At 55.6% G+C, this 24781-nt stretch carries 25 protein-coding genes and 1 riboswitch; of the genes, 14 read left to right on the forward strand and 11 right to left on the reverse strand.

Features of this window, described 5'->3' with window-relative positions; all coding sequences use genetic code 11:
- Nucleotides 1–64 precede the first annotated feature (64 nt).
- Entirely contained in the window at nt 65–523 is a 459-nt protein-coding gene (locus ACOOFE_RS21755; protein WP_420412003.1) for a cache domain-containing protein, read from the reverse strand.
- Nucleotides 524–1186: 663 nt separating this feature from the next.
- Here ACOOFE_RS21755 and ACOOFE_RS21760 point away from each other — a divergent pair.
- The 7 genes from ACOOFE_RS21760 to ACOOFE_RS21790 all read left to right on the forward strand — a co-directional run bounded on the left by ACOOFE_RS21760 (nt 1187) and on the right by ACOOFE_RS21790 (nt 7740).
- A complete protein-coding gene (locus tag ACOOFE_RS21760) occupies nt 1187–1399 on the forward strand; it encodes a SlyX family protein (protein ID WP_420412004.1) in 213 nt (70 codons plus the stop codon).
- A gap of 152 nt (nt 1400–1551) precedes the next feature.
- A complete protein-coding gene (locus ACOOFE_RS21765; RefSeq protein WP_420412005.1) occupies nt 1552–2556 on the forward strand; it encodes an NADP-dependent oxidoreductase in 1005 nt (334 codons plus the stop codon).
- Nucleotides 2557–2715: 159 nt separating this feature from the next.
- Nucleotides 2716–4050, forward strand: a complete 1335-nt coding sequence (locus tag ACOOFE_RS21770; protein ID WP_420412006.1) for an NAD(P)/FAD-dependent oxidoreductase — start codon at nt 2716–2718, stop codon at nt 4048–4050.
- A 170-nt stretch (nt 4051–4220) separates the two neighbouring features.
- Complete coding sequence (locus ACOOFE_RS21775) at nt 4221–5234, forward strand: efflux RND transporter periplasmic adaptor subunit (RefSeq protein WP_420412007.1); 1014 nt, start codon at nt 4221–4223, stop codon at nt 5232–5234.
- A complete protein-coding gene (locus ACOOFE_RS21780) occupies nt 5231–6469 on the forward strand; it encodes an ABC transporter permease (RefSeq protein ID WP_420412008.1) in 1239 nt (412 codons plus the stop codon). The genes ACOOFE_RS21775 and ACOOFE_RS21780 overlap by 4 nt, the downstream gene beginning before the upstream one ends.
- A gap of 1 nt (nt 6470) precedes the next feature.
- Nucleotides 6471–7187: an ABC transporter ATP-binding protein gene (locus ACOOFE_RS21785; RefSeq protein WP_420412009.1), complete on the forward strand. Its 717-nt coding sequence runs from the start codon at nt 6471–6473 to the stop codon at nt 7185–7187.
- An 87-nt stretch (nt 7188–7274) separates the two neighbouring features.
- Nucleotides 7275–7400: riboswitch (SAM-I-IV-variant riboswitch) on the forward strand.
- Between the two features lie 40 nt (nt 7401–7440).
- Complete coding sequence (locus tag ACOOFE_RS21790) at nt 7441–7740, forward strand: hypothetical protein (protein WP_420412010.1); 300 nt, start codon at nt 7441–7443, stop codon at nt 7738–7740.
- On the opposite strand, the gene ACOOFE_RS21795 is transcribed toward ACOOFE_RS21790, so the two are convergent.
- The 3 genes from ACOOFE_RS21795 to ACOOFE_RS21805 all read right to left on the reverse strand — a co-directional run bounded on the left by ACOOFE_RS21795 (nt 7741) and on the right by ACOOFE_RS21805 (nt 9021).
- On the reverse strand, nt 7741–8085 hold the full coding sequence (locus ACOOFE_RS21795) for an acyl-CoA thioesterase (protein WP_141188950.1): 345 nt from the start codon (nt 8083–8085) through the stop codon (nt 7741–7743). It abuts the gene before it with no gap.
- 231 nt (nt 8086–8316) lie between these two features.
- Nucleotides 8317–8535 carry a hypothetical protein gene (locus tag ACOOFE_RS21800; RefSeq protein WP_420412011.1) on the reverse strand — a complete coding sequence of 73 codons (219 nt, stop codon included), beginning with the start codon at nt 8533–8535 and terminating at the stop codon, nt 8317–8319.
- Nucleotides 8536–8547: 12 nt separating this feature from the next.
- Nucleotides 8548–9021: a group III truncated hemoglobin gene (locus tag ACOOFE_RS21805; RefSeq protein WP_420412012.1), complete on the reverse strand. Its 474-nt coding sequence runs from the start codon at nt 9019–9021 to the stop codon at nt 8548–8550.
- 96 nt (nt 9022–9117) lie between these two features.
- Here ACOOFE_RS21805 and ACOOFE_RS21810 point away from each other — a divergent pair, with 96 nt between their 5' ends.
- Entirely contained in the window at nt 9118–9528 is a 411-nt protein-coding gene (locus tag ACOOFE_RS21810; RefSeq protein ID WP_420412013.1) for an RrF2 family transcriptional regulator, read from the forward strand.
- Nucleotides 9529–9557: 29 nt separating this feature from the next.
- Here the strand turns inward: ACOOFE_RS21810 and ACOOFE_RS21815 are convergent, their stop codons facing one another.
- From ACOOFE_RS21815 to ACOOFE_RS21830, 4 genes are all read right to left on the reverse strand, one after another.
- On the reverse strand, nt 9558–10316 hold the full coding sequence (locus tag ACOOFE_RS21815; RefSeq protein WP_420412014.1) for a Crp/Fnr family transcriptional regulator: 759 nt from the start codon (nt 10314–10316) through the stop codon (nt 9558–9560).
- A 130-nt stretch (nt 10317–10446) separates the two neighbouring features.
- Entirely contained in the window at nt 10447–11244 is a 798-nt protein-coding gene (locus tag ACOOFE_RS21820) for a ChbG/HpnK family deacetylase (protein ID WP_420412015.1), read from the reverse strand.
- Between the two features lie 103 nt (nt 11245–11347).
- Entirely contained in the window at nt 11348–12847 is a 1500-nt protein-coding gene (locus ACOOFE_RS21825; RefSeq protein WP_420412016.1) for an ArnT family glycosyltransferase, read from the reverse strand.
- Between the two features lie 8 nt (nt 12848–12855).
- Nucleotides 12856–13986, reverse strand: coding sequence for a glycosyltransferase family 2 protein (locus tag ACOOFE_RS21830; protein ID WP_420415619.1), 1131 nt, complete (start codon nt 13984–13986; stop codon nt 12856–12858).
- Between the two features lie 403 nt (nt 13987–14389).
- Here ACOOFE_RS21830 and hisS point away from each other — a divergent pair, with 403 nt between their 5' ends.
- The 3 genes from hisS to hisG are packed head-to-tail and all read left to right on the forward strand — an operon-like array spanning nt 14390 to nt 18062.
- Nucleotides 14390–15934, forward strand: a complete 1545-nt coding sequence (hisS, locus tag ACOOFE_RS21835) for a histidine--tRNA ligase (RefSeq protein WP_420412017.1) — start codon at nt 14390–14392, stop codon at nt 15932–15934.
- 1 nt (nt 15935) lies between these two features.
- A complete protein-coding gene (locus tag ACOOFE_RS21840; RefSeq protein WP_420412018.1) occupies nt 15936–17090 on the forward strand; it encodes an ATP phosphoribosyltransferase regulatory subunit in 1155 nt (384 codons plus the stop codon).
- 3 nt (nt 17091–17093) lie between these two features.
- Nucleotides 17094–18062 carry an ATP phosphoribosyltransferase gene (gene hisG / locus ACOOFE_RS21845; protein ID WP_420412019.1) on the forward strand — a complete coding sequence of 323 codons (969 nt, stop codon included), beginning with the start codon at nt 17094–17096 and terminating at the stop codon, nt 18060–18062.
- Between the two features lie 164 nt (nt 18063–18226).
- Here the strand turns inward: hisG and ACOOFE_RS21850 are convergent, their stop codons facing one another.
- Together ACOOFE_RS21850 and ACOOFE_RS21855 are read right to left on the reverse strand one after the other, a co-directional pair.
- Nucleotides 18227–18901 (reverse strand): DNA-3-methyladenine glycosylase I, encoded by a 675-nt coding sequence (locus ACOOFE_RS21850; RefSeq protein WP_420412020.1) that lies wholly within the window; start codon nt 18899–18901, stop codon nt 18227–18229.
- Nucleotides 18902–19052: 151 nt separating this feature from the next.
- Nucleotides 19053–19763: a protein phosphatase CheZ gene (locus ACOOFE_RS21855; RefSeq protein WP_420412021.1), complete on the reverse strand. Its 711-nt coding sequence runs from the start codon at nt 19761–19763 to the stop codon at nt 19053–19055.
- A 323-nt stretch (nt 19764–20086) separates the two neighbouring features.
- On the opposite strand from ACOOFE_RS21855, the gene ACOOFE_RS21860 reads away from it, so the two are divergent.
- From ACOOFE_RS21860 to clcA, 3 genes are all read left to right on the forward strand, one after another.
- Nucleotides 20087–20800 (forward strand): DUF2927 domain-containing protein, encoded by a 714-nt coding sequence (locus ACOOFE_RS21860; RefSeq protein ID WP_420412022.1) that lies wholly within the window; start codon nt 20087–20089, stop codon nt 20798–20800.
- A gap of 248 nt (nt 20801–21048) precedes the next feature.
- Nucleotides 21049–21795, forward strand: coding sequence for a L,D-transpeptidase (locus ACOOFE_RS21865; protein ID WP_420412023.1), 747 nt, complete (start codon nt 21049–21051; stop codon nt 21793–21795).
- Nucleotides 21796–21952: 157 nt separating this feature from the next.
- Entirely contained in the window at nt 21953–23290 is a 1338-nt protein-coding gene (gene clcA, locus ACOOFE_RS21870) for a H(+)/Cl(-) exchange transporter ClcA (protein ID WP_420412024.1), read from the forward strand.
- Nucleotides 23291–23292: 2 nt separating this feature from the next.
- Here clcA and glcF read toward each other — a convergent pair whose 3' ends face one another.
- Nucleotides 23293–24630 carry a glycolate oxidase subunit GlcF gene (gene glcF / locus ACOOFE_RS21875; protein WP_420412025.1) on the reverse strand — a complete coding sequence of 446 codons (1338 nt, stop codon included), beginning with the start codon at nt 24628–24630 and terminating at the stop codon, nt 23293–23295.
- Nucleotides 24631–24781 lie beyond the last annotated feature (151 nt).

A 24781-nucleotide genomic window follows, 5' to 3' on the forward strand; every position in this document is an offset into this window, starting at 1 on the left:
ACAGCCGGTGGCCGGAACGGCCACCGGGGTATCTTGGAAGGGTCCCACAGTGGGAAGCTGCGTCTTACTTGTAGATACCGACGCCGCAGATATGGTCACCAGCCGGTTTCACCACCGAAGACTTTTGCTCGATCTTTTTGGAAACCGGGTTCGGCCAGCGGTAGTCGACCCAACCGCCACCACTCTTGCCGGCTGACACAAGGTCCATAACAAATGCTTTGCCGTCGGCGTCTTTCAGCTTGGACAGGTTTTTGCCAATCAGCTTGCCGTTTGCACCATGGGCAACCGTTGTACCTGCTTCATCAAAACAGAAGACATAAAGGTCCCGGTCTTGCCAGCCTTTGTCTGAGGCGGTGAAATCTTTAAGTGCCTGGTCAGCACCAGCCGATGCATAATGGGCGACAGCCTTATCGAGCATAGCGGTCGCTTCATCGGCAGTTCCGCGATCGCTGGCGGATGCAACACTTCCACCAACCACGGACATTCCAGCCACCAAAACCGCTGCGACAGTTGACTTGATCATTCCCTATTCTCCTTTCGAGAATTTGTTCAATGATCTAAAGCTCGGTCGGAATTGCTAATATTCGGATAATGGAACATTCAGTAAGAAATTAAGAAAAATAACGACTTACATCCTATCAGTTTAACAACTCAGTCATACAATCAATCGCATCACGTGCATCGCGAAGCCCATATTACACATCCATATTGCAGCGTTTTTTAAATGGCCTCCAAGTGAAACAATTCTGACGTGTATCTTTTGTATCGATACAAAAATAAGCAATGTGGAACATGCTCAGTGTATCAGCCCAGGAATGATCCTGAAACAAAATGACAAATCTCCCCTCTTGCCTTTTTATATGTTTCCAAAACGCACGCCTGATTTTCAGCTTCAGCCTCAGGTGGCACCTGGCCAAATTTGACACACAACCGGAACGTCATCGGGTAGCTCTCCATAAACCACCCTTTTCCACATAGAACGCGCGCGCGCCAGTTCACTCGATTTGCATATCGAAACCCAAGCTAACCGGCTCCAATTTGACGACGAAGGTATGAGAAAAACTCAAAAATATTTCTCTAGACGCCCGAATCGGGACAACGAACTGGGCACCGATTCTGTTTTCCGGCATAAGACGAGGTAACGGCGAAGCTGTATCCAACCACCAAACGAAGATTGCGGCCCACAATGAGCAAAGAGCTTGAGAGCAGGATCGAGCAACTTGAAATCGACCTGGCTCACGCAAATCATACGATCGACGAGATGAACAGTGTTGTTGTCGAGCAAGGCAAGCAGATAGACCGGTTGACGCGAAAACTCATTAACATGACGGATCAGGTGGAAGAGTTGATCGACAATGTTCTTCCAGGCCACCATGTCGAGAAGCCGCCGCATTATTGAGGGCACAGGCAATCGCGCCTAGGCAGGGCTTTCTGGCCCCCGAAAAAGATTTGAGAAAATTCTCCCAGAACCTTGAACCGCGGCTTCAATCGCATTAGTTCGCATACGTATAATGCTGTGCATATACACAATGCGTTTCTGCCAGAGGACATATGATGCAAAACCTGCGCTTAACATTGAAATCCCGTCCTGTTGGGCGCCTAGGCCCGGAACACTTCGACCGGGTTGAAGAAGACCTGGGGCCTTTGGAAGATGGCAAAGCCCGGGTGCGGGTTGTCTACGTTTCTCTTGATCCGGCCATGCGTGGCTGGGTGTCCGACGACACCAAAAGCTACATCCCGCCGGTGCAGATTGGCGATACCATGCGGTCTCTTGGCGTGGGCATCGTGGAAGAAAGCAAGACCGACGCCTATAAGGTTGGCGATTGGGTTTCCGGGACACCTGGCTGGACCAAATACATCGACGTCGCTCCTGGTGACATCAGCGTTGTGCCGCAACTTGACCGGATAGAACATTATATGGGTGTTCTCGGGCTGCCAGGTGTTACCGCCTATCACGGCCTCGTCACCGAAGGTCAGCCGAAGGACGGTGAAACGCTGTGCGTCACCGGTGCAGCAGGCTCCGTCGGCTCATTGGTCGGACAGATCGGCAAGGCTCATGGGATGCGGGTCATCGGCATCGCCGGCACCCAGGAGAAATGCGATTGGCTGGTCAATGAGCTCGGTTTCGATGCCGCACTCAATTACAAGACCGACGACCTCAGCAAGGGACTTGCAGAGTTTGCCCCGGATGGCATTGATGTTCATTTCGAGAATGTCGGCGGCGCACCCTTCAAAGCTGCCTTCCGCAACATGGCAGCGCATGGACGGATGATATTTTGCGGTTTCATATCTGCCTACAATGGCGAAAAGGATCCCGATCCTGTTGATATGACCACCATTATCCGGCGCCGCCTGAGCCTAAAAGGCTTCACGATGCCCGATCACTATGCTGCCTATCCCATGATGTTTCAGGAACTTGGCAAGCTGTTGATGGCAGGCAAACTGAAATACCGCCTGGATATAGAAGAAGGGCTTGAAAACGCGCCGGTTGCCTTCAACAAGCTGTTTGACGGCAGCAACACAGGCAAGTTGGTGATCAAGGTTTCTGAGCTTTAAGAGCCCACCCTTTGCATGATTTTCGTCCAGAAGACGCAAAATTCTGTGTCTTTTGGACGCAACCTGAACTCTCTCTTGGAGTGTTTCAGGCAACACAGTTAAGTTCCGGGTTTCAAACGTCTGGCAAGCCAGCCACAAAGATCCTTGGAATTTAACTGGATGAATATGATATCCGCCCATACGCCGGCGACATATGAGGATGCCCTTCCCTCAGCGGTCGATTTTGCAATGATTGGCGGTGGCATTATCGGTCTGTCCGCCGCGCTCGCACTCAAGGAGTGCGGCTTCAGTGTGGCCGTCCTTGAAAAAGGCCGGGTTGGCGGAGAACAATCCAGCCGCAATTGGGGTTGGATCAGAAAACTCGGCCGTGACGCGGCTGAGATTCCACTCATGATCCGGGCGGGTCAGCTCTGGCAGGATATGGAAACACGTGTCGGCGCCTCGATTGGTTACCGGGAAGTAGGCATTATCTACCTGAGCCGTAACGACAAAGAACAAGCTGCACGCTATCGGCATTTCGAAACGGCACTGCAGTTTGGGGTTCCAGTCGAACGCCTGTCCGCAGCGCATGTAGAGCAACAGATCCAGGGAATACCGGGCTACTGGAGAGAAGGCATCAAGAGCCCAACAGACGCTCGCGTCGAACCGCTCCTGGCGATGCCGGCCATAGCGCGGCATGCCAAATCCGCTGGCATCGTTATTCGGGAGAATTGCGCTGTCCGGGGTCTGGAAAAATCGGCCGGCAAAATTAGCGGTGTCATTTGCGAAGCCGGAACGGTTCGCGCGGGCGCAGTCTTGCTCGCTGGCGGATCTTGGACGGGATTATTCCTGGAGCGCTATGGGATCCGGTTTCCGCAGCTGAGTGTGCGGGCAAGCGTGGCAAGAACACATCCGTTGCCCAGTGTCTATGCTGGCTGTGCAAGCGATCCAGCCCTTGCCTTCCGCCGCGAGGAAAACGGCGGTTATGTGGTTGCCCTAACCGATCACTCAGATTTCTTTTTGGGTCCAAGCGCTTTCAAAAATACACGTCTTTTTGCCAAATCCGCCTGGGGCTCGCGCGGCAGTCTATATCTCAAACCAGCGGCGCCCTCCGGATTTCCCGACGCGTGGACGACGCGCAGAACCTGGCGGGACGATCAGACTTCACCGTTTGAAAAAAACCGCGTTCTATCGCCCGCCCCCTGGTCAGGGCTCGTGCCCCAACTTCAGAAAAGGATCGCTGAACGGTTTCCCGCTTTGAAGGATGTTGAAATCGCAGAAGCTTGGGCCGGGATGATCGACACAATGCCTGACAGTGTGCCAACGATTGATAGTGTCCCCGACATGGAGGGTCTTTGGGTAGCCTCGGGGTTTAGCGGTCATGGATTTGGAATTGGCCCGGCAGTCGGCGAAGTCCTGGCAAATCTCATGCAGAACCGGGAGACTGGCTATGATTTGACCAGGTTCCGGTTTGACCGTTTTACCGATGGATCGGTCATTGAGCCAGGACCTTAATCAGGCGCTTCCAGAACAGGTTTCCTGTTTGATGATAAGCGCGTCTTCGATCGGAATACCCAGCACCGCTATCCTTCCCTTCCGATAAATGACAATGTTTCACTTGATCCAAAGCATGGCGTTGGCAAAATCACGGCGTAGGTTAGATCGGACACAAGATAAGGTCCGCCATGAGATACGTCCGCTATCTGTTTTTCATCGCATTGCTTGCAGCCCTTTTCTTCGGGTGGAGTTGGTGGTCAGCGCGCCCTCCAAAGATCACAGTCACGGAAGCTTATCTGGGATCTGCGGCTGACGTTGTCTATGCAACAGCCGTGGTTGAACCAGTCAACTGGGCGAAGGTAACCAGCATCCTGCGCGAACGGATCGTCTCTCTGTGCGGCTGTGAAGGCATGGTCGTCAAGAAGGGCGATGAGCTCGCCGAGTTAGACAGCGGCGATGCCCGGGCGACGCTTGCCGAACTGGAAGCCCGCCAATCGCTTGCGCAATCGGAAAGCGAGCGGGCTCTGCAGCTCTTGGAGCGCCGGGTGATCAGCCAACATCTTTATGACCGCGCTCAAAGCGAACTCATCCGGGTCAATGCCATGATGGCAGCACAGACGGAACGGCTGCGCGATTATACGATCATTGCGCCCATGGACGGTGTTGTGCTGCGGCAGGACGGCGCTGTGGGGGAAGTGGCCCAGCCGGGGGAAATCCTGTTCTGGATCGGGCAGCCGGAACCCTTGCAGCTGGTAGCGGAAGTCAATGAAGAAGACATTCCGAAAGTCCAAGTCGGTCAGACGGCTCTCGTGCGGGCCGATGCTTTTCCCGACAAGGATCTTTCCGCAAAAGTCGCCAGAATTACCCCAAAAGGCGATCCCGTCCTGAAAAACTATCGTGTCTACCTAAATCTCCCCGCCGACACACCTCTGCACATTGGAATGACGGCGGAGATCAACATTGTAACGCGGGAAAAACAGGAAACACTGCTGGTTCCGGTCGCCACTCTTGATGATCGTACGGTTCAAATACTCTCCAAAGACAACACTGTTGAAACGACGGAAGTTGAGACCGGGATTACCGGGACGCGCACCGTCGAAATCCTGAGTGGACTGTCTCATGGCGACAAAGTCATCCTGCCCTACCGGGATGACCTCACAGTCGGCCAGAAAATCACCCCGGTCCCTGAGGGTGGGCAATGATCCTTCAGCTCCGCATCGCAGCCACACATGTGCGCAACCGGTTGCGGCAGACAGTTGTCTCCACGCTCGGCGTTGCGCTTGGCGTCGGCTTTTCCATTGCCATGGCATCCTTGATGCAAGGATCCCAACGCGACTTCATGGAAACCTTGATCAACGCCATTCCGCATGTGGAGATCAAAGACGAAAAGCGGACGCCAACAAAACAGCCGGCCAGCAAAGTCTATGACGCTGTTGCCTTTCACGGATTGCGCCCGCTGGAAGATTTACGCGGCATACGTAATCCGACGGAAGCGCTCGCCTCGCTCCGGGATTGGGTTGATGGACACATCGCCCAGCGGCTCACCGGTCAGGCAGTCCTGCGCTATAGCGGTCAGGACATTGGCTTGTCGCTGATTGGTGTCCGTCCGGAAAAGGAATTGATGGTTTCCAATATCGGTGAAGATATCCGGCAAGGCTCCTTTCAGGATCTTGGCACGACGTCAAATGGACTGGTGCTTGGCGACAAGGCTGCAAACCGTCTGGGCGCAGATCTCGGGGACACGGTCACACTGACCTCGGCAAATGGGGTCGCGAAACGTTTCAAGATCGTCGGCCTGTTTCACACGGGCATCACGACCAGCGATGAAGGGCTCGCGTATGCCCCACTGAAAGCAGTTCAGATCCTTTTGGAAAAACCCGACATCATCAACAGCATCACCATCCGGTTGGACAACATCAAACAATCTGTCGAGGTCGCGGCCCGGGCGGAACGTCAACTCGGCTTCAAGGCAATCTCCTGGGAGGAAGCCAACGAGGGCCTGATGGAGGCGTTCTTCATTCGCAACATCATCATGTACACCGCGGTCGGCGGTATTCTGCTGGTAGCCGGATTCGGGATTTACAACATCATTTCCACAATCGTTCATGAGAAGGCCAAAGACATTGCCATCTTAAAGTCCCTCGGATTTCCGGAAACTGACATTCAGCAGATTTTCGTGCTTGAAGGGCTGGTGATCGGCATTCTTGGCGCGCTTGCAGGTTCGGCGCTTGGCTTTGGTCTGTCGAGTTATCTTGCAACGGTGAAATTCGAAGTCACCACCGATATTGAGATGACCCGCCTGCCGATCCATTTTTCTTATCTGCATTATCTGATCGCCAGCGCCTTGGCGCTGGTGTCTGCCGGGGTAGCTGGATTTGTGCCTGCGCGGAAAGCAGCGGCGCTCAATCCGGTCGACATCATCCGGGGTGCGACGTGAGATGAGCGGCGACCTGAAATCCGAGATTGCGCCTCCCCCGCTTCTGGAAACGAGGAACCTGACGCGCATCCTGCCGGCAGTTGTTCCCGTGACGCTGGTCGAAGATATTTCGATGTCTGTTGGCGCTGCCGAGTTTGTCGCGATCACCGGGCCGTCGGGTTCCGGAAAATCGTCACTGCTCTATCTACTTGGCCTTCTGGACCGGCCGACATCCGGCGAAGTGCTGATTGGCGGCCGCAAAACTCACGATCTTTCAAAATCCGACCACGCCCAATTGCGGCTAGAGAAAATCGGTTTTGTCTTCCAGTTTCATTTTCTCTTGCCGGAATTTACTGCTCTGGAGAATGTGATGATCCCGATGCAGAAGCTTGGCGCCCTCTCCGCATCCAACCAGAAGGATCGGGCTGCTGGACTTTTGGAAGCGCTTGGACTGGCGGATTTCCTACACAGGCGGCCCGCGCAGTTATCGGGCGGGCAGCGTCAGAGGGTGGCTGTTGCCCGGGCACTCGCCAATGCTCCGGATCTAATCCTTGCGGATGAGCCAACCGGCAGTCTGGATTCCGCTGCCACCGAACAGGTGTTTGCCTCTCTGCAGACGATCGTTGAAGAACAACAGACCACTGTCGTTGCCGTCACCCATGACATGGATATCGCCGGACGGATGCAGCGCCGGATCCATCTCGTCGACGGCAAAATCGATTATGACCGCGACCAATAGACCCGTCTGCAAAGGCTATGACATGCCCAAAGGGAAGGTGGACGTCTCCCGCCCGGTTGCCAAAGGACAAAACTCATGGCATAAGCGCGCCATCATCAAGAGAAGGGCTGGCGCCCTCGCCAACCTGCCAGACCGGGCAAGGTGGTTTCCGCAACAGGGATGCGGCTGGAGAGACACTCAAAAAGGGGCTCCTCAGCAACGAAGCGGTTGTTTTCTTGCGCCAGTCCTCCTCGGGCAACCGATGGAGGATTAATTGTTTCAAGATGCTTTGGCCGGACAAGTGGCTGAATTGATCGAATCTGACACTGTTGGCGACGCCGAACGTTCAGCGTCGCGTATCTGGCAACAAACGGCAGAAGACTGTGTTCTGGCGCGCTTAAAAACCATTCGGATTTATGGCGGCCTACCGCGTCACAAACAACCGCTCTCCCAGCCCGAACGCGTCAACCGCTTGCAAGCGCTGCTGCGGCTCTGGGCGAACGGCTGCATATGTGCGGTTGACGAGGAGCTGTTTGCGGACCTCTTGTACCGCCGGGATGATCAAGCGGTCTAATCAACCCTCTTTGGGGACAGGGCGCGGTTTGCCGTTTTCGTCGACGGCAACCATGGTGAAGATGGCTTCCGTTACCTTCTCACGTCCGCCGAAGCGATGCCGGAGCGCCCAAGCCTCCAGCTTGATTTCCATGGAGCTGGTGCCGACCCGGCCAACGCTGGTGTAGATGCACAAAACGTCTCCGACATGCACCGGCCGGATGAATTTCATCTTGTCGACCGCAATGGTCACCACACGGCTTGACGCCCGCTGCCCGGCCGCAATCCCGCCCGCCAAGTCCATTTGCGACAGAACCCAGCCGCCAAAAATATCGCCATTGGCGTTGGTATCTGCTGGCATAGCCATGGTGCGCAGGGTTAGTTCGCCGTACGGCTGTTCTTCACTCAATGCGGTCACTCCTCGTCATTTCCGTCCGAAAGACTAGACCAACCACTTCGAAAGACAATGTTTCCGTTTAGATAATCAGCATCAGGATTGCCATAATCCAGAGCGGCATCGGCGCTGCAACCCAGATCAGCAACACCGGCAATACCCGATGGATCCAATTCGAACGGTTCATCGTTTTACTCCTCTCGCTCAGGAAACCGGCAATTCGAAAATCGTAAGACCGGCAAGTGCGAGCATGCCCACCGCAAACGCCAGTTTGGCGCTGCCCAAAAACGTACGCCCGGCAATGTCCAGTCTCGGCAAGGGCAAAGATCTGGAATCGAGATACATGGACACCATCATCGTGATGAAGACAGTGAACCAGACAACAACCATGGCTTCAGCAGCCAATACGATTGCCGGTAACATGAGCCCCTCCTATCAGGCTTTGTTGGAAAAAAGGTCCGCAGGCGGTTCGCTGCCGGCTATGCCGAAGGTGGCAAGCCAAAGGCTCTGCGCGATCCGCTCTGCGATGATGATGATCTCGTCGGCAAGCTCCGGAATGAAGACCGACCGGGTCACCGGCCTGAAAACACTCAGCCACTGCGCATAGTCTGAGCTAACAACTTCCTTCAGCTTCAAATGCGCCGGAACAGGCTTGCCCTTGTAAGTCCCGTTCTTCAAAAGCACCGACTGCCAAAAGGTCTCCATCTTGGCCAGATGTTCCGGCCAACGTCCGTCGAGCCGAGTTTCGAAAATCTTGCCGAGCCGGGCGTGAGACCGGATTGTTCCATAAAATGAATGCACGAGGATGTGGATCGTCTCGGGATCCACTTCAGTGTATTGACGGCTTGGCGCATCGTCTGCGCGAAAGACATCGCCATCCCAATCACGGCTAATATTGTCCGTCTGCATCGCGTCCTCATAACATTCATTTCAAATGCATCTTTTAAATGACAGATCTTCACGCTAAAATCAACATCTAAAATGAATGTTTTAAAGAGACCCCCCATGCGCTTGAGCCAAGCCAGCGATTTTGCCTTGAGAATTTTGATGGCAATCTGCCAGTCAGACGCCCCGCAAACCGTCGATAAATTGACCCTTCAGCTCGGCCTGGCCAAATCACATGTCATGAAGATCGTCGCCCAGCTCGCGAAAGCTGGCTACCTGGAAACGACTCGCGGCCGTGGCGGCGGGATCCGAATTGCCAAAAGCCCCGAAGAAATCCGGATCGGAGAGGTCGTCCGGTTGATCGAACCAGATTTGGGGGTGGTCGCCTGTTTGAAAGACGAGCCAACCTCTTGTCCGTTTTTGCCGCGCTGCGCCCTCAAAGGCGCCATGGCGAACGCTGCCGAAGCTTTTCTCGACAGCTTAAACGTACAAACCCTCGATACAATTCTGGCCGGAACCAAAAAAATCTAGATCCAGGCCGTGTGGACGAACTGCGGCTTTTAAAGCGTCGAGGCTTGCTCCAGGAATTCGACCTGTTCCAGACAGTAGTAGCCGGAAATCCGGCTGATCGTGCCCGCCCGTTTCCAGTCGTTCAACACACGGCTGACATTCTCACGCGCGGCACCAGCCATATTGGCAATGTCGGCCTGGCTGAGTTTGTAGTGAATCAGAACGCGGCCATTGTCGAGCGGTTTGCCGAAGGTTTCGGAAAGCTGCAGCAAAGTCTGCGCCACGCGGCCCGGCAAAGGAAGGAACGACCTTGCCGCAAGTACATCATTGGCCTGGCGGAGTCGCTTGCCGACAATGGACAACATGTGGCGGTACACAGCGGGATTTTCGTCGGCGAACCGTTCAAACCCAGCCTTTTCGATAAACGCCAGCTGCGCGTCTTTCAGTGCACTGACCGTTGCGGACCGAGGCCGGCCATCGAGGAGAGCCAACTCACCTACCAAATCACCTGGCCCCAGGACAGCCAGCAACTGTTCATCCCCGTCAATCGACAGGATCGAAACCTTAAGAGAGCCTTCCAGAACAGCGTAACAGCCGTTTCCTGGCGCGCCATTTTCAAACAAAATCGCACCAGCCGCCAATTTCATCGGCCGGGCAAGGCGCGATAGATCACGCGCGAGATCAGGAGCAAGCCCTTGAAGGGAAAAGCTATTTTTAAGAAAATCCTTGATTTCCGCCACATTTACCCCCTGCAGCCGCCAAAGCAAAACAATCTTAGCCGCGCATTTGCGCATTCTTGTGATCTTCATCACGTGCCCAAACGCAAACTACCCCTATATTCATAAACATGGAAGCGGGGCCGCCCCTCCCCCCTTTCAGACCTCCACGAAAAACGGCTCTGTCCCCCCCAGAGCCGTTTTTTCGTTTCTAAAGCCAAAGTCAGTTCAAAAAGACATCTTTCTTTTCAAGCGTATGAAAAAACCGGTCACTGGCCAGAACATCATATTGGCACTCGCGGACAGCAATCTTTGCTTTGGGTTCATCACGCCGCAGGCGGTCATCGGCACGTCCCGGAATGGCGGCGACAAAACTCATATCGGTCATGCCGTCGAAATGATTGTGCAGCAAAGTCTGTAACTCCTCCCGGTCGCTGACCGGAGGCAGCGGGTCCGCTTTGGGCAAGAGCTTCAGGTTATACCGCTTTGCCATACGTTGCAGGCGCAAGGTTTTCAGACCCGAGCTGACCGGCGAGATGATGTAGGGCGGCCGGTCGAACCCGGCTTGACCGATCGCCTTGAAAACAAGGCGCGCGATTGCGCTGCGTTCCAGCATACCTTCTCTGACGGCAACAAAATCCGGCTGGCGCTTCATTAGAACCGAATATCGGGCCAATTGCGCTTGTGCTTCTTCCAGAAGCAGCTCATCCGGCAGCATTCGCAGCAACGCCCGCCGGTTCAGCTTTGAACGGGAGAACATCCTGTCGCCATAGGTCTGATGCATGCGGCTGCTTACCGGTGCGACCCGGTCACCGGAAAAGGCAAGCGTGATCCCGAACAGCGTGCGAGCACTGGAGTTTTGGATCGTATCCATGAGTGGCCGGAACTCACGCGGCCAAAGGTCGGTCGCGACCATCGCGCCAAGCGCACTGATCCGGCCTTGCTCGGCAAGATCCCGCAGGGCGCGGTCGACCCCGAAAGCCAGGCCGTAATCAAGTGCTCCAAGTGTAATTCTTTTCATGCAACGATGCGAAATGCGCGGGAATAACAATTCGCCCTTCCCTGCGGGATTTCGTAGGGTTTTGCAAGCCTATTTAAAGATTACACCCGAAAGCCGGGCGATATCATTTTGTTGCAACCGGCTCCAGAACTGCTCCCTGGCGGCCCGAAAGCTCATAAACCAGCAGCTCTTCAAGCATGACGCCTTTGACCAAACGCTGGAGAACCGCCAATTTTTGCACCGAGGAAAAGGCGGCGTTTAACTTATCCGACTGGTCCCGGCGCGCTTCTGTGATGTAGAGGCCAGTACCATCGAATACCGCGTCTTGTGGCGATGGTGCCATAATGTAGCGGATCCGCTGGGTGAACTGATGCACCGGAAAATCGTCTTTTAAAAGAAAATCGATCTGACCATTGAGGCCATAGCCTGAGGTCAAAACGAAGTCTGCATTTGTCTCCGCCGCGATCTTGCGCAAGTCCGAACCGATTGCGGGCCACCCACGCAATTGGAAAGTCGGGTCTTTGCGGGCCAGCTGCCCGGTAACCGGTGCGACGGCGTGCACCTGGACAACAAGGGCGACCACCGCGCCTAGCACCGCGCCTGCCTTGGCTATTCTGATCCAGTTCTTTGAACGACCACGCAGATCGGCCACGAATACAGCAGCCATAAGCGCAAAGACCGGAAACAGGGGAGCCGGCCAATTGGCCTGAACCCTGGAATGCAGCGAGTGATAAATCAGATAAACCAGGAACGGCAGCACGGTCAGTATAATCAGCGAGGCGATGGCATCTTTGGCCAGGAACCGCTTGAACAGACCTGCCGCTCCTATAGCAGCCAACACCGCTATCAGCGGATTGAGCAGGCCGATGAGAGCGCCGAGAAATTCAAAGATGTATTTGGCGGTAAAGTCTTTACTGCCCGCCCGGCCGAATTGCTTATAGAAGCTGACCCAGTCGTGCAGATGGTTCCAGTAAAGCACCGGTGTAAACAACAGCACCGCGATCAGCCCGCCGGCCCACAATTGCCAAGACAAAAGCCAGCGGCGCGCCTCCGGCACCCAGAGCAGCCAAAAGACAATACCGGCCCCGAGAAACAGAACCGAGTATTTCGACAAGAGCCCGCAGCCGGCCATAAAACCGATCACCAGCCACCAATTGGCATTCTTGGACGTTACCAATTCCGCAAGCGCCCAAAAACTCAAACCCCAAAAGAGGACCGATGGTGCATCCGGTGTCGCCAGAATGCCTCCGATCCCAACCAAAAGACTGGTGTTTAGAAACAGAACAGCCCATCCTGCCGTGCGGGCATCGAACAGGATGAAGGCCGTCCGCCAAAGCGCCAGCGATCCAATCAGTCCTGAAAAAATCACCACCGCCCGCGCGGCAAAAACCGTGTCGCCAAAGAGGGCCTGCCCTGCGGCAATCCACCAGCCGATCATCGGGGGATGATCGTAATAGCTCATCGCCGGGAAAAGACCCCAGATCCGGTAATAGGCCTCGTCCTCAACGAAATGCGCATTGCTGGCGGCAAAGATTTTCAGGGCCGTGAACGCGGCAACGATCAGGACCAAGCCTATTGGTCGTAGGTAAAACGGCAAATCGTCCGTCTGAGGATCCGTGGTCACAAAGGGCCTCAGTTCTTCCGCCAAGTGAGCGCAGAGCTGGCTGCATAGTTCCAGACCGCACCCATGACCGCGCCTGCAGCACCAGCAAACAACCAGAAGGAAGGATCGGCATAGATCAGGTTGGCCACACCGACATTCGCTAGAACGCCAACGGAACAGACCGCATAGAAAGTCAGAAGGCCGATCAGGGCTCCAAATCCGCGCAAGCGCCGGTCGCGGTAAGTCAGCTGGTTGTTGAGGAAGAAGTTCGACGTCATCGCCACAAAAGAGGCGGCCGTCTGAGACAGGTTAAAACTCATGTCGCTGAGCAGGAACACACGCAGCGCCACCAGATGCACCAGAAGGCCGCTTGCGCCGACAAGGCCGAACATCAGGAAGCGGACAGAGACGATGTCGCCGAAATACTTCGCCAGCAGCAGGCCAAAATAATCCAGCGTCACCAGCGTATCGAGTTTGCTTTCGCCGTGCTGGCGCTCGCGGAAAGTGAACGGCAGTTCCTTGATCTTCAGCGTTCCATTGGCAGAAGACACCAAATCCAAAAGGATCTTGAACCCCTGAGGGGACAATCTTGGCGCCAGCTCTTCAGCCTTTTCGCGCCGGACCATGAAAAACCCGCTCATTGGATCGGTCAGCGTGACGTTCAGAAGTTTCTGCGCCAGGCCATTGGCGATGTTTGAGCCCCAGGCACGGATTTTCGATAGCCCCTCGCCCACGGTGCCGCCCTCAACTTTACGGCTGGCGACAACCAGGTCCGTGTCATCGGCCTTGAGTGCGGCGAGCATTTTTGGAAGCAGCGTTTCGTCGTGCTGCAAATCGGCATCCATGACGGCTACAAAGGGCGCGGAGGACGCCAGCATGCCTTCAATGCAAGCTCCGGACAGGCCGCGGCGGCCAATCCGCCGGATCACCCGGACGCGCGGATCGCCGTGTGCGATTTTGCGGGCAACTTCCGTAGTGCCGTCCGGAGAATTGTCGTCGACAACAATCGCTTCCCAGGCAATCCCGGCCAGCGCCTTATCCAGCAGACCAATGAGGATCGGAATGTTGTCCGCCTCGTTGAAACTGGGCAGGATGACGCTCAACTCGGCAGGCAGCAGGCTGCTTTCTAGCGGCTGTACCGCGGCCGCTGCTCCGGCCATGTCCCCAACCAAATCCACGACACCATCCATGGTTCTTCACTTCTCTGCCCGGCCGCCCAATTCAAAGCCGGGTTTGCCGCTTGCCAATTCGCCCGGACCATAGCCCGGCGAAGATAATTTACAAGAAAAGACGTCTGCCGCTTCTGCCAAAGCTGTGGCCCTGGCCCGGTACGTCTGTTGTTGCTGCCCTTTTAGCTGGGACTGCGCCCTAAACAAGGCATCAGCCGAGCTTTTTTCATCACAGTTAAAACGAATGTGTTTCATGAGACACACCAAGCCCCTCTCAAGCTTGCCCTTAGAACCGCTTTCGTCTAGGACAACCGGCAACACCATCAGAGTTTTTCTGTGCGGCAGGGCTTGAATAGACCGCCGCCTGCGACACCCGCCAGGACACAACGATCTCATGGCCAAAAAACCAAACAAATTGAAGGCCCGCCTTCCGCGCGGCTTTGTCGACCGGTCTGCCAGCGACATCCGCGCAACCGACGAAATGCTGCAAAAAATCCGCACCGTTTACGAAAGCTACGGTTTCGACCCGGTAGAAACCCCGGCGTTCGAATACACCGATTGCCTCGGCAAATTCCTGCCAGACACGGACCGGCCCAATGCCGGTGTCTTTTCCGTGCAGGATGACGATGAGCAGTGGATGAGCCTGCGTTATGACCTGACCGCGCCGCTGGCCCGTCATGTCTCGGAAAACATCAACGAGATCCAGCTGCCCTACCGCACCTACCGGAACGGCTGGGTGTTTAGAAACGAAAAACCGGGCCCCGGCCGCTTCCGCCAATTCATGCAGTTTGACGCCGACACCGTCGGTGCACCGGGCGTCCAGGCGGATGCTGAAATGTGCATGATGATGGCCGATACGATGGAAGCGCTCGGCATTCCGCGCGGCCAATATGTCATCCGTGTCAACAACCGCAAGGTTCTGGACGGTGTTCTGGAAGCCGTCGGCCTGGGCGGCGATGACGATGCAGAGCGCCGCCTGACTGTTCTGCGGGCGATGGACAAGTTCGACAAGTTCGGCACCGAAGGTGTGCGCCTGCTTCTCGGAGACGGCCGCAAAGATGAGAGCGGCGACTACACCGATGGCGCCAAACTGTCAGAGGCTGCCATCGATGCCATCGTCGAGATCCTGGAAGCCTCGGCCATTGACGATCTGATCGACTACACCAACAACCTGACCTTCAAGACGGCAGCCCTGTCGCGGTTTGCGATCAACGAGAACTTCGAAGCTGGGTTCCGCGAGCTGAAACTGATTTCAGATCTCGTGACCTCTGCTGGCTACCAATCCGACCGTATCTCGGTCGACCCATCCGTAGTCCGCGGCCTCGAATATTACACCGGCCCGGTCTATGAAGCTGAGCTCCTGTTCGACGTCACCAATGAAAAGGGCGAAGTGGTCCAATTCGGCTCTGTTGGCGGCGGCGGACGGTATGACGGTTTGGTCAAGCGGTTCACCGGCCGTGATGTACCGGCAACCGGTTTTTCCATCGGCGTTTCCCGCCTGATGACCGCCTTGAAAAACCTCGGCAAGCTGCAGACATCTGATGTGGTTGCACCAGTGCTGGTCACCGTGATGGACGGCGACACTGAAGCCCTCGGCCGCTATCAGAAAATGGTTCAGGACCTGCGCCAGGCAGGCATCCGGGCCGAAATGTACCAAGGCAACTGGAAGAAGTTTGGCAACCAGCTGAAATATGCCGACCGGCGCGGCTGCCCAGTTGCAATCATCCAAGGCTCGGACGAGCGCGACGCCGGTGAGATCCAGATCAAGGACCTGATCGAAGGTGCGCGGCTCGCCAGTGAAGCGACCGACGTCGATAATGTCACCTGGCGGGAAAGCCGTCCGGCGCAGATCACGGCCAAGGAAGCCGATCTGATTGAAACCGTACGCGGTATCTTGGATGCCCAGGCCGAAGATCGCAGACAGGCAAACGGAAACTGATATGGCAACGGCGGCTGAAACTCCGGCTCTCGATCCGGCGAAAATCGATGCGGTTCTGACCTTGTTCCAGGCAGCCGGGCATGCGCCGGTTTCTCCGCCAATCCTGCAGCCGGCCAATGTTCTTCTGGATCTGATCGGCGAAGACATCCGCCGCCGTCTCTTTCTGACCAACGGCACGGATGGTGCCGACCTGTGCCTCAGACCGGATTTCACAATTCCGGTGTGCCGCCATCACGTTGCCTATGGCGATAGTGCCCTGCCAACCGGCTACTGCTACCACGGACCGGTTTTCCGCCAGCGAGCGGACGGGCTCGGCGAAATTCCGCAAATGGGTGCGGAAAGCCTGGGCCGCACCGACATTGCTGAAGCCGATGCCGATCTCTTGGCACTGTCCATAAAGGCGCTCGAGATTTTCGGGCTTCAGGACATCTCCATCCGCATTGGTGATGAAACCCTCTTTGCTGCAGTTCTGACCGGGCTGGGACTGCCCACAGTCTGGCAGCGGCGGCTGCGGGATCTCTTCGGTGAGACAGACAAGCTTGCAGCCGCGGTCAAGCGTATGGCCGGCGGCAACACCGCCGATGACGACAGCCGGGATGTCCGGCTCGGGTTCCTGGCAGCCCTTGAGGGCGCCGACCCGGAAGCTGCTCACGCTGTTGTCGAGGATCTTTTGTCGATCGCAGGTATTTCAGCCGTTGGCGGCCGGTCTCCGGCGGAAATCGCAGACCGGTTTTTGGAACAGGCTGCCCTCACCCGGGGCGCTGGTGGTCACGGCAAGGCGGCAGAGGCCTTGAAAGCCTACCTTGAAATCAAGTCAGATGGCGCAAACGCCGTTTCGGCCCTCAAAGATTTTGCAGGCAAATATGGTCTCGACCTAAATGCCCCTTTGGCCGCGTTTGAACAAAGACTAGCGGCACTGGCTGCAAAGGGTATCGATCCGGCGCGGCTGTCCTTTGCCGCAGAGTTTGGTCGGCGTCTCGATTATTATTCTGGTTTTGTGTTTGAAGTTCATGCGGACACCCAGTCCGAAGACGGGCCGCTGGTTGGCGGCGGGCGCTATGACAAGCTGGTCACACTGTTGGGCGCCGACAGCCAAGTTCCGGCCATTGGCTTTTCCATGTGGCTCGACCGGATTGCAGCGCGGATTGGAGGCTGACCCATGAGCAAACTCGTTATTGCAATCCCCTCCAAGGGCCGCCTTCAGGAAAACACCCACGCGTTTTTCGGCCGGGCCGGCTTGAAAGTCACGCGGCCAGGCGGAGCGCGGAATTACCGGGGTGCCATCAAGGGCTTGGTGTCTGTTGAAATCGCCTTTCTATCCGCGTCCGAAATTGCCCGGGCGCTGTCGGACGGTGCAGTTCACTTCGGCATCACCGGCCTTGATCTGGTCGATGAAAACATCGCCGATCCGGCCAGCACAGTGCACATCGTCACGCCGCTTGGCTTTGGCCATGCCGATGTGGTGATTGCCGTACCAAAAGCCTGGATCGATGTAGAAAGCATGGCGGACCTCAGCGATGTCGCCTCCGACTTCCGCAATCGCCATGGCCGACGGATGCGGGTTGCGACCAAATACGTCAACCTGACCCGGGCCTATTTTGCCAAACACGGCATCGCCGATTACCGGATTGTCGAAAGCGCAGGAGCGACCGAAGGGGCGCCAGCCGCAGGGTCTGCAGAACTGATCGTTGACATCACCAGCACCGGCTCGACCCTTGAGGCCAACAACCTCAAAGTCCTCACCGACGGCGTGATGCTAAGAAGCCAGGCCAATCTGGTGGCCTCCCTCAACGCCGACTGGTCAGACACAGCCCTTAACGGCGCGCGTGAAATCCTGGACCGGGTCGCTGCGGAAGAAGCCGCACGGGATATCAAGCTCGTAAAAGCCGTGGTTGACGACCGCACTCAAGCGTTGCGGTCAGTTGCCAATGTCGGTGCTGTGCAGCGGTTTCCGGAAGCGGCCGAGACCTCGCGGGTCAATGTGCTGTGTCCGAAAGACGCCGTTGCGGAGTGCGCCAAGCTGCTGATTGCCGAAGGTGCGGACACCGTGACCGTTGAAACGCTGGACTATGTCTTCTCCAAGGAAAATCCGCTGTTTGCCCCGCTGATGGACAAGGTCGGCGGGTAGTTGCCAACCACGACGAACTCTGTTTATTGGCATCCCAGTTTGCCGAACCGAGCAAGACCGGGATCCAATATCCATCGGCGCTGGCGACTAATAAAGATAGTTTCTTCATGAGGTTGCTGGGTCCCAGCATTCGCTGGGACGACAAATGAGCGCTTGGAGGCTCTTCAAGGTCTTTTCGGACGAACGAAATTAGTTCGCGCCTCTTCCACGGGCCCGCGGCAGCAGCAGCCTTCCAAATGATCGTTGACCATGCCCATGGACTGCATGAAGGCATAAACGGTGGTTGGTCCGACAAAACTCCAGCCGCGTTTTTTCAAGTCCTTGGAGAGCGCCGTACTTTCCGCCGTTTTGCCGAGGGTTCTGGCCACTGCGAACGTCAACTTTTCTGGGCGGTCTTCCGGTTTCGGCTCCCAGGACCAGAAATAGGCCGCCAAGGATCCAAACTCTTCCCGTAACTCCAATGCCCGCTCGGCGTTGTTGATAGTGGATTCGATTTTCTTGCGATGACGGACGATCCCCGCATCGTTCAGGCAGCGCTCGACATCGGCTTCGGTGAATTTGGCGACTTTTTCAAATTCAAAATTGGCAAAGGCTGCGCGAAAAGCCTCCCGCTTGCGCAAGATGGTGAGCCAGGACAGGCCCGACTGAAACCCTTCAAGACAGATCTTTTCAAAGAGACGGCGATCCTCGTCGACCGGCCAGCCCCACTCCGTATCATGATAGAGCTGATAATCGCTCAAACCGCCATGCCACCAGCACCGGAGCTTTCCGTCGCTGCCTTCCAAAAGTCCGGTTTCCGGATCGCGTTCAGGCCGGTTAGATGATCCGGTTTCTGCCATAGCCACAAGCCTCAAAATTCATGTTTTGTTCTCAATTTCACTTAGGGCTACACCAGAACAGGCTTGCGCACAATGCATGTATTTTTGAGGGTGATGCGGTCAATAAAAAACCCGGCTCGAAGACCGGGCCTTTTTGTGATTGTTATTTGAGTTAGGCAAACAGCGCGTCGATATCGTCTTGCGTGGCCACATCAACATCCGTGGCATTCGCAGGACCATTAAGCAGTGCTGCATCGCCCTCGGGCAACTCTTCCTGTTCAAGTTCAATATCTTTGAAGCTTTCAATACCGCCCCAGATGTCCATCATCTGAATGATACGGTCTTCAACAAAGCGCAAGGTCCCGACAACTTTTGTGATGCGCTGACCGGTCAAATCCTGGAAGTTACAGGCTTCAAAGATTTGCACGACTTTGTCCTGAATATCACCTGCAAGTTCCGCGTCCTGATCTTTCAAACGAGCCGACAGCGTGTTTGCCGTTTCATCAATGAATTCAGCAGCAGTCAGAATACTTTCGGTCGCCCCTTCAGTTCCTAAAACAACCGCATCCAATTCATTGGTTACACGAGCCATATCCTCGCCGTCGGCGTCGGTTTTCTGGTGAAGGCTGGCGATTTCTTTTTTGGTCTGGGCGATCGCTTCGTACATCGCATCCAGCTCAACTTTGAGCTTTGCCGCTTCAGACAGTTCTTTCCGGAATTCGGTGATGAACTTTTCGCTCATTGCTTCCGGGTCGATCTGAGCTTGCTGCTGCTGACCCGCGCCGCTCTGAATCATTGCCTTCAGAGTAGAGATTTCCGCCAAAACCTCTTCATGGCGGCGTTCTTCAGCGAAAGCAGGGTCCTGGTTTGCACTGGACTCCATGCGTATTAAGGTTTCCGCTCGGAAGGATCGTTTCACCGCGGTCATACCTACTCCCGTCCCCCGCCCCTGAAGGCTTCTTCTAATCACGCTCCGTAACGTTATAGCTGCGGAAGCTTAAGGAATTGTTTTTGCGATACTAACAACATCGGCTAGCCTCTACCCGCAACAGTCGAATCAGTATTAGAAAACAACCTCAAAAGGGTATTGCCCCAGGGCGTCAGCGCCTCATATTGGTTTGCAAAAAGTAATTGGCTGGACAATCTTGCTCCCGCATGATCTGACTTTCAAAGACGGGCAAAATAACGAACCTCAGACCGGATATCATGCGCAGGATCCTGATTTTCTTCATGGTAATGGCGATTTCGGCAAGTTTTCCAGCGCGTGGATCCAGCGATTCCTTCACAACGGACGAAATTCTGTTTGGCTTCGAGAAGACAGTGTTTGGACTGGAATACCGGAATTGGGGGTGGCGTCCTTACTTGGTTAAAAAATTCACAAGTCCAGTCCGCTTCTATATTCATAATCTCTCCCGGCGGGACCGGACCCGCACTGTTCGCCGGTTCATTGGTGAAATCAACCGGCGGGTGACCGGTTTGACAGCCTCGATCGTGAACCGGCCCGCGGATGCAAATTTCGAGATTTATGTCGTCGACCGCAAACAATATAAGCCTGTCGTTCGCACAGACGTTTATAAGAACCCCAAGGCAAGGGTTCCCGGCCGGTGTCTTGTGCGTGTTGTTTCAGGGCGCAATGGCATCAAGCATTCGTCAGCGGTCATTGTATCTGATGAGGGCGAGTTTTTATTCCGGCGCTGTCTGGTGGAAGAAGTCCTTCAGGGCCTCGGACCTATGAATGACAATGAGAAACTGCCCCATTCGGTTTTTAACGATTCCTCGCGCCACAGCCGGTTTACGGTCTTCGACCAGATCATTTTGAACATGCTTTATGATCCACGGATCAAGCCGGGGATGTCGATCAAGCAGACCAAGGACTTTTTGCCGTTGATCGCCCGGGATGCCCGCCGGCGGGTGCGTTAACTAAAAAATCGCGGAAAAAACAACGTGTTCAATGCTCCGTAGCCACGGTTTTGCACACGAAAGATTTCCTTAAGGTTTTATTTAGCCAGTTCCTCAACCAAGGGCTAACCATAGATTCGAAATGACTGTGAGAATGGCCCGCAATTCACTTTTGGCACAGCTCCACGTCCTATCATCGTTGCCAATCCGTTAACCGGTGGTGCGAAAGTGCCGCTGAACGTGGTTTTTCATTAGTAACGAGTTGTACCATGTTCTCTTTCATAAAATATGCGACGGCCGCATGCGTCGCCGCGGGCAGTATCGCCATCATCGGAAGCTTATCAGCTGGTCCGGCAACAGCTGGCCAAGTCGCGCCGCCGCCGCTGGTTTTAAGCCCAAATCTCACCGAACCCTGGATGCTGCAGCTTCAGCCGCGCGTCAGAGGCCGAGCAACCGCGCCGGTCCGCCGTCAGATGCAACAGCCGAACGTCCGCCGTGCCAATTGGTGGTCTCCTCGCCAACAACCGGTTCGCCGGCAAACTCAGCCGCAGAAAACCAAAACGCGGCAAGTGCAGCCACAATTCCTGCCAACGATTGTGCAGTACGATGGCAAACATAAGCCGGGTACAATCGTCATCGATACCAATGCCCGCTATCTCTATCTTGTTCAAAATGATGGTACCGCACGTCGCTATGGTGTTGGTGTCGGCAAACCGGGTTTTGAATGGGCCGGAACACATAAAATCACCCGCAAAGCTGAATGGCCGGATTGGCGCCCGCCGGCTGCCATGCGCAAACGCCGTCCGGACCTGCCAGTCTTCATGGCAGGCGGCCCGGACAATCCGCTTGGCGCACGCGCGCTTTATCTCGGCTCAACGCTTTACCGCATCCACGGCTCCAATCAGCCTTGGACTATCGGTCACGCGGTTTCCTCAGGCTGCATCCGCATGCGCAACGAAGACGTCATGGACCTTTATAATCGGGTCGGTGTCGGCACCAGGGTCCACGTTATCTGATTTCAAACATCAGAATCCCATGTCAAACGCGCGGCTCTCAGCCGCGCGTTTTCTTTTGCACCGACACAACAGACACTCACTTGCCGGTTCGGCTTGTAGAATGCGAAACTGATTGCTTCGCAGACCTATCCTTCGTTTCTTCTCAACGGCATTCACATTGTTTGAAAAATCAGATGCACACTATTTCCTGAAAGCCGCCCTCGTCGGTGTTGTGGTGGCCGGTCTTGCGACCGGATTTCACTCTGGAGTCGAAATTCTGATTTCCCATTACGCAAGCCTGCGCGCCAACCTGGGACCTGGGTTGCTGTCTTATGCAGTTGCCGCAGGCCTGTCGGCGGCCTGTGTAACTGGTGCCTATTTTTTAGTGGCAAGGTTCGCACCGGAAGCCGCAGGCAGCGGCATCCAGGAAATTGAAGGAGCAATGGAAGACAAACGCCCGCTCAATTGGATGCGGGTTCTTGTCGTAAAGTTTTTTGGTGGTCTTCTCGCGTTAGGTTCCGGGCTTGTGCTGGGCCGGGAAGGACCAACGATCCACATGGGCGCGATGACCGCCGAGGCGCTCTCAAAGTCACAAGGACTGACACCTTCAGATCACAAAGGACTGCTTGCCGCAGGAGCGGCAGCCGGATTGGCAGCAGCGTTTAACGCACCACTGGCCGCAATTTTGTTCATTGTTGAAGAAACCAGGCGGCAATTCCCGTTCGGGTACCGGACATATATGGCGGTTATCATCGCCTCGATCTTAAGCGCGGCTATCACCGAGCAATTGACACGCACGGGACCGCCACTGCAGTTCGATGTCGCTTATTTGCCCGTCTGGACATTTCCTTTGCTGGCCATCTTGGGAGTCTTGCTTGGCATGCTGGGTGTCTTTTTCAATTGGGCTTTGCTGACTGTTATGGATTTCTTTCAAGCAATCCCCAGACAAGCCAAATGGATTCCGGCGATGGTTGTTGGCGCGGCAACCGGCCTCCTGCTCGCCGCCTTTCCCGAAGCGACTGGCGGCGGAGAGGATCTCATTCGAGACCTCATTCACACCAACTTCGGCATAGCTGCTTTGTTGCTGCTGACCGTGTTCCGCTTTGCCGGCGTTTTGTTTTCCTATGCGTCTGGCGTGCCTGGCGGGATATTCGCCCCGATGCTGTCGATTGCGACCTGCGCCGGTCTTGCCTTTGGGGCAATCTCTTCAGAGCTGCTGGTCAACGTGGACAGCGATTTCCGGGCGGCGTGTGCGATCGCAGCGATGGGCGGTTTTTTTGCTGCCTCAATCCGCGCGCCGCTCGTCGGTGTGGTCCTTGTCATGGAGCTGACCGGTGCCTATTCCTTGATCATGCCCGTGCTCATCACCTGCACCGCTGCGGCGTTGACAGCACACCAACTTGGCGGCCGTCCTATCTATGAGCAGTTGCTTGCCCGCACATTAAGACTGGCCGGTCAAACTCCTGATGCGGACGCGGACAAAACACCGGTGCAACTCGGCACACGCAAGTCTTGACGTTATTCTGCAGCCTCGAGATTTTTCGTAAGCGACGTAAGTGGTTCCGGTTGTGGCCCGCCATAGGCCCAATCCAGCAGTTCCGCCGTATGCACAATCGGAATGTCCGTTCCGAGGCCAATCTGGGTCATGCAGCCTATATTACCGGTCGCGATCAGATCCGGCTGGGTCTTCTCAATATTCGCAACTTTCCGGTCGCGCAGTTTTTCAGCGATCTCCGGCTGAAGGATGTTGTAGGTGCCTGCCGACCCGCAGCATAAATGGCCTTCCGGAACCTCTTTGACTGTGAACCCGGCGGCTTTCAAAAGTTGTTTTGGTTGCTGCGTTATTTTCTGGCCGTGCTGCATCGAGCAGGCTGAATGATAGGCAACGGTCAAACCCGGTTGCAGGGATGGAGTGCCCAGATCCGCCTCGGCCAAGAATTCGGTAATGTCTTTGGCGAGCGCGGAAACTTTCGCTGCCTTGTCCGCATAGGCCGGGTCTTCGCGCAGCATGAAACCGTAATCCTTGATGGTTGTGCCGCATCCGGATGCCGTGATCAGCACTGCGTCCAAGCCTTTGGTCTCTAGCTCGCGGGTCCAGACATCGACGTTCTGGCGGGCATTGTCTAAAGACGCATCTTCCTTGCCCATATGATGGACGAGCGCACCGCAGCAGACTTCCCCTTCCGGCAGAACAACGTCATATCCTTTGCGCTTCAAAAGCCGGATCGTGGCGTCATTGATGCCCGGGTTCAAGACCGGCTGAGCACAGCCGGAGAGGAGCGCGACCCGGCCCTTTTTAGCTGGCGTTTCGGCGTCAAAAGTTCCCGGGCCTTCAAGTTCCCCGCGCATTGGTGCACGTGGAGGTGCCAGCTCCAGCATGGCGCCCATCTTGGCGATCGGGCCACCCATTTTCTTCAGAAAACCGGCAAAGGGCCGGCCAAAGAAGGCGCCGATCAAAGCAAAGCGGAACCGCTTCGGATACGGTAGAACGAACGCCAGGATTGCGCGCAGGAGGCGGTCGCTGAAGGGGCGCTTATATGTCTTTTCGATGTGTGCCCGGGCATGATCGACCAGGTGCATGTAATGCACACCGGACGGACACGTCGTCATGCAGGCCAGACATGAGAGGCAGCGATCAATGTGTTTGACGATCTTTTCATCCGCCGGACGGTCGTTTTCCAGCATATCCTTGATCAGGTAAATCCGCCCGCGGGGACTGTCCAATTCATCGCCGAGCAAGGTGAAGGTCGGACAGGTCGCCGTACAGAAGCCGCAATGCACGCATTTGCGCAGGATCTTTTCTGCTTCCGCTACGTGGCTGTCTTTCAACTGCTCGGCGGTAAAGTTGGTCTGCATGATGCGGTTGTTTCCCTCATGAGCTCTGGTGTGATCAATACCAAAGCCATCTCCCTCAATAGTGCCAAACCGTAAGGACCGCGGTTCGGGTGCACAAGGTGCCCTACAGGCACAACAGTTTTCATGTCACGAACAGCTCGCTGCTGCCCGC

The sequence above is a fragment of the Roseibium sp. genome (assembly GCF_965216085.1).
Taxonomy (GTDB): Bacteria; Pseudomonadota; Alphaproteobacteria; order Rhizobiales; family Stappiaceae; genus Roseibium.

Excerpts from the sequence above, each read along its gene's own strand:
- ACOOFE_RS21860 (WP_420412022.1), top strand. The coding sequence starts at position 20,087 with ATGCGCAGGATCCTGATTTTCTTCATGGTAATGGCGATTTCGGCAAGT.
- ACOOFE_RS21815 (WP_420412014.1), bottom strand. The coding sequence starts at position 10,316 with ATGAAGATCACAAGAATGCGCAAATGCGCGGCTAAGATTGTTTTGCTT.
- ACOOFE_RS21795 (WP_141188950.1), bottom strand. The coding sequence starts at position 8,085 with ATGGCTATGCCAGCAGATACCAACGCCAATGGCGATATTTTTGGCGGC.
- ACOOFE_RS21775 (WP_420412007.1), top strand. The coding sequence starts at position 4,221 with ATGAGATACGTCCGCTATCTGTTTTTCATCGCATTGCTTGCAGCCCTT.
- ACOOFE_RS21840 (WP_420412018.1), top strand. The coding sequence starts at position 15,936 with ATGGCAACGGCGGCTGAAACTCCGGCTCTCGATCCGGCGAAAATCGAT.
- hisG (WP_420412019.1), top strand. The coding sequence starts at position 17,094 with ATGAGCAAACTCGTTATTGCAATCCCCTCCAAGGGCCGCCTTCAGGAA.
- ACOOFE_RS21850 (WP_420412020.1), bottom strand. The coding sequence starts at position 18,901 with ATGGCAGAAACCGGATCATCTAACCGGCCTGAACGCGATCCGGAAACC.
- ACOOFE_RS21810 (WP_420412013.1), top strand. The coding sequence starts at position 9,118 with ATGCGCTTGAGCCAAGCCAGCGATTTTGCCTTGAGAATTTTGATGGCA.
- ACOOFE_RS21805 (WP_420412012.1), bottom strand. The coding sequence starts at position 9,021 with ATGCAGACGGACAATATTAGCCGTGATTGGGATGGCGATGTCTTTCGC.
- hisS (WP_420412017.1), top strand. The coding sequence starts at position 14,390 with ATGGCCAAAAAACCAAACAAATTGAAGGCCCGCCTTCCGCGCGGCTTT.
- glcF (WP_420412025.1), bottom strand. The coding sequence starts at position 24,630 with ATGCAGACCAACTTTACCGCCGAGCAGTTGAAAGACAGCCACGTAGCG.
- ACOOFE_RS21785 (WP_420412009.1), top strand. The coding sequence starts at position 6,471 with ATGAGCGGCGACCTGAAATCCGAGATTGCGCCTCCCCCGCTTCTGGAA.
- ACOOFE_RS21760 (WP_420412004.1), top strand. The coding sequence starts at position 1,187 with ATGAGCAAAGAGCTTGAGAGCAGGATCGAGCAACTTGAAATCGACCTG.
- ACOOFE_RS21830 (WP_420415619.1), bottom strand. The coding sequence starts at position 13,986 with ATGGCCGGAGCAGCGGCCGCGGTACAGCCGCTAGAAAGCAGCCTGCTG.
- ACOOFE_RS21865 (WP_420412023.1), top strand. The coding sequence starts at position 21,049 with ATGTTCTCTTTCATAAAATATGCGACGGCCGCATGCGTCGCCGCGGGC.
- ACOOFE_RS21765 (WP_420412005.1), top strand. The coding sequence starts at position 1,552 with ATGATGCAAAACCTGCGCTTAACATTGAAATCCCGTCCTGTTGGGCGC.
- ACOOFE_RS21770 (WP_420412006.1), top strand. The coding sequence starts at position 2,716 with ATGAATATGATATCCGCCCATACGCCGGCGACATATGAGGATGCCCTT.
- ACOOFE_RS21800 (WP_420412011.1), bottom strand. The coding sequence starts at position 8,535 with ATGTTACCGGCAATCGTATTGGCTGCTGAAGCCATGGTTGTTGTCTGG.
- ACOOFE_RS21755 (WP_420412003.1), bottom strand. The coding sequence starts at position 523 with ATGATCAAGTCAACTGTCGCAGCGGTTTTGGTGGCTGGAATGTCCGTG.
- ACOOFE_RS21780 (WP_420412008.1), top strand. The coding sequence starts at position 5,231 with ATGATCCTTCAGCTCCGCATCGCAGCCACACATGTGCGCAACCGGTTG.
- ACOOFE_RS21820 (WP_420412015.1), bottom strand. The coding sequence starts at position 11,244 with ATGAAAAGAATTACACTTGGAGCACTTGATTACGGCCTGGCTTTCGGG.
- ACOOFE_RS21855 (WP_420412021.1), bottom strand. The coding sequence starts at position 19,763 with ATGGAGTCCAGTGCAAACCAGGACCCTGCTTTCGCTGAAGAACGCCGC.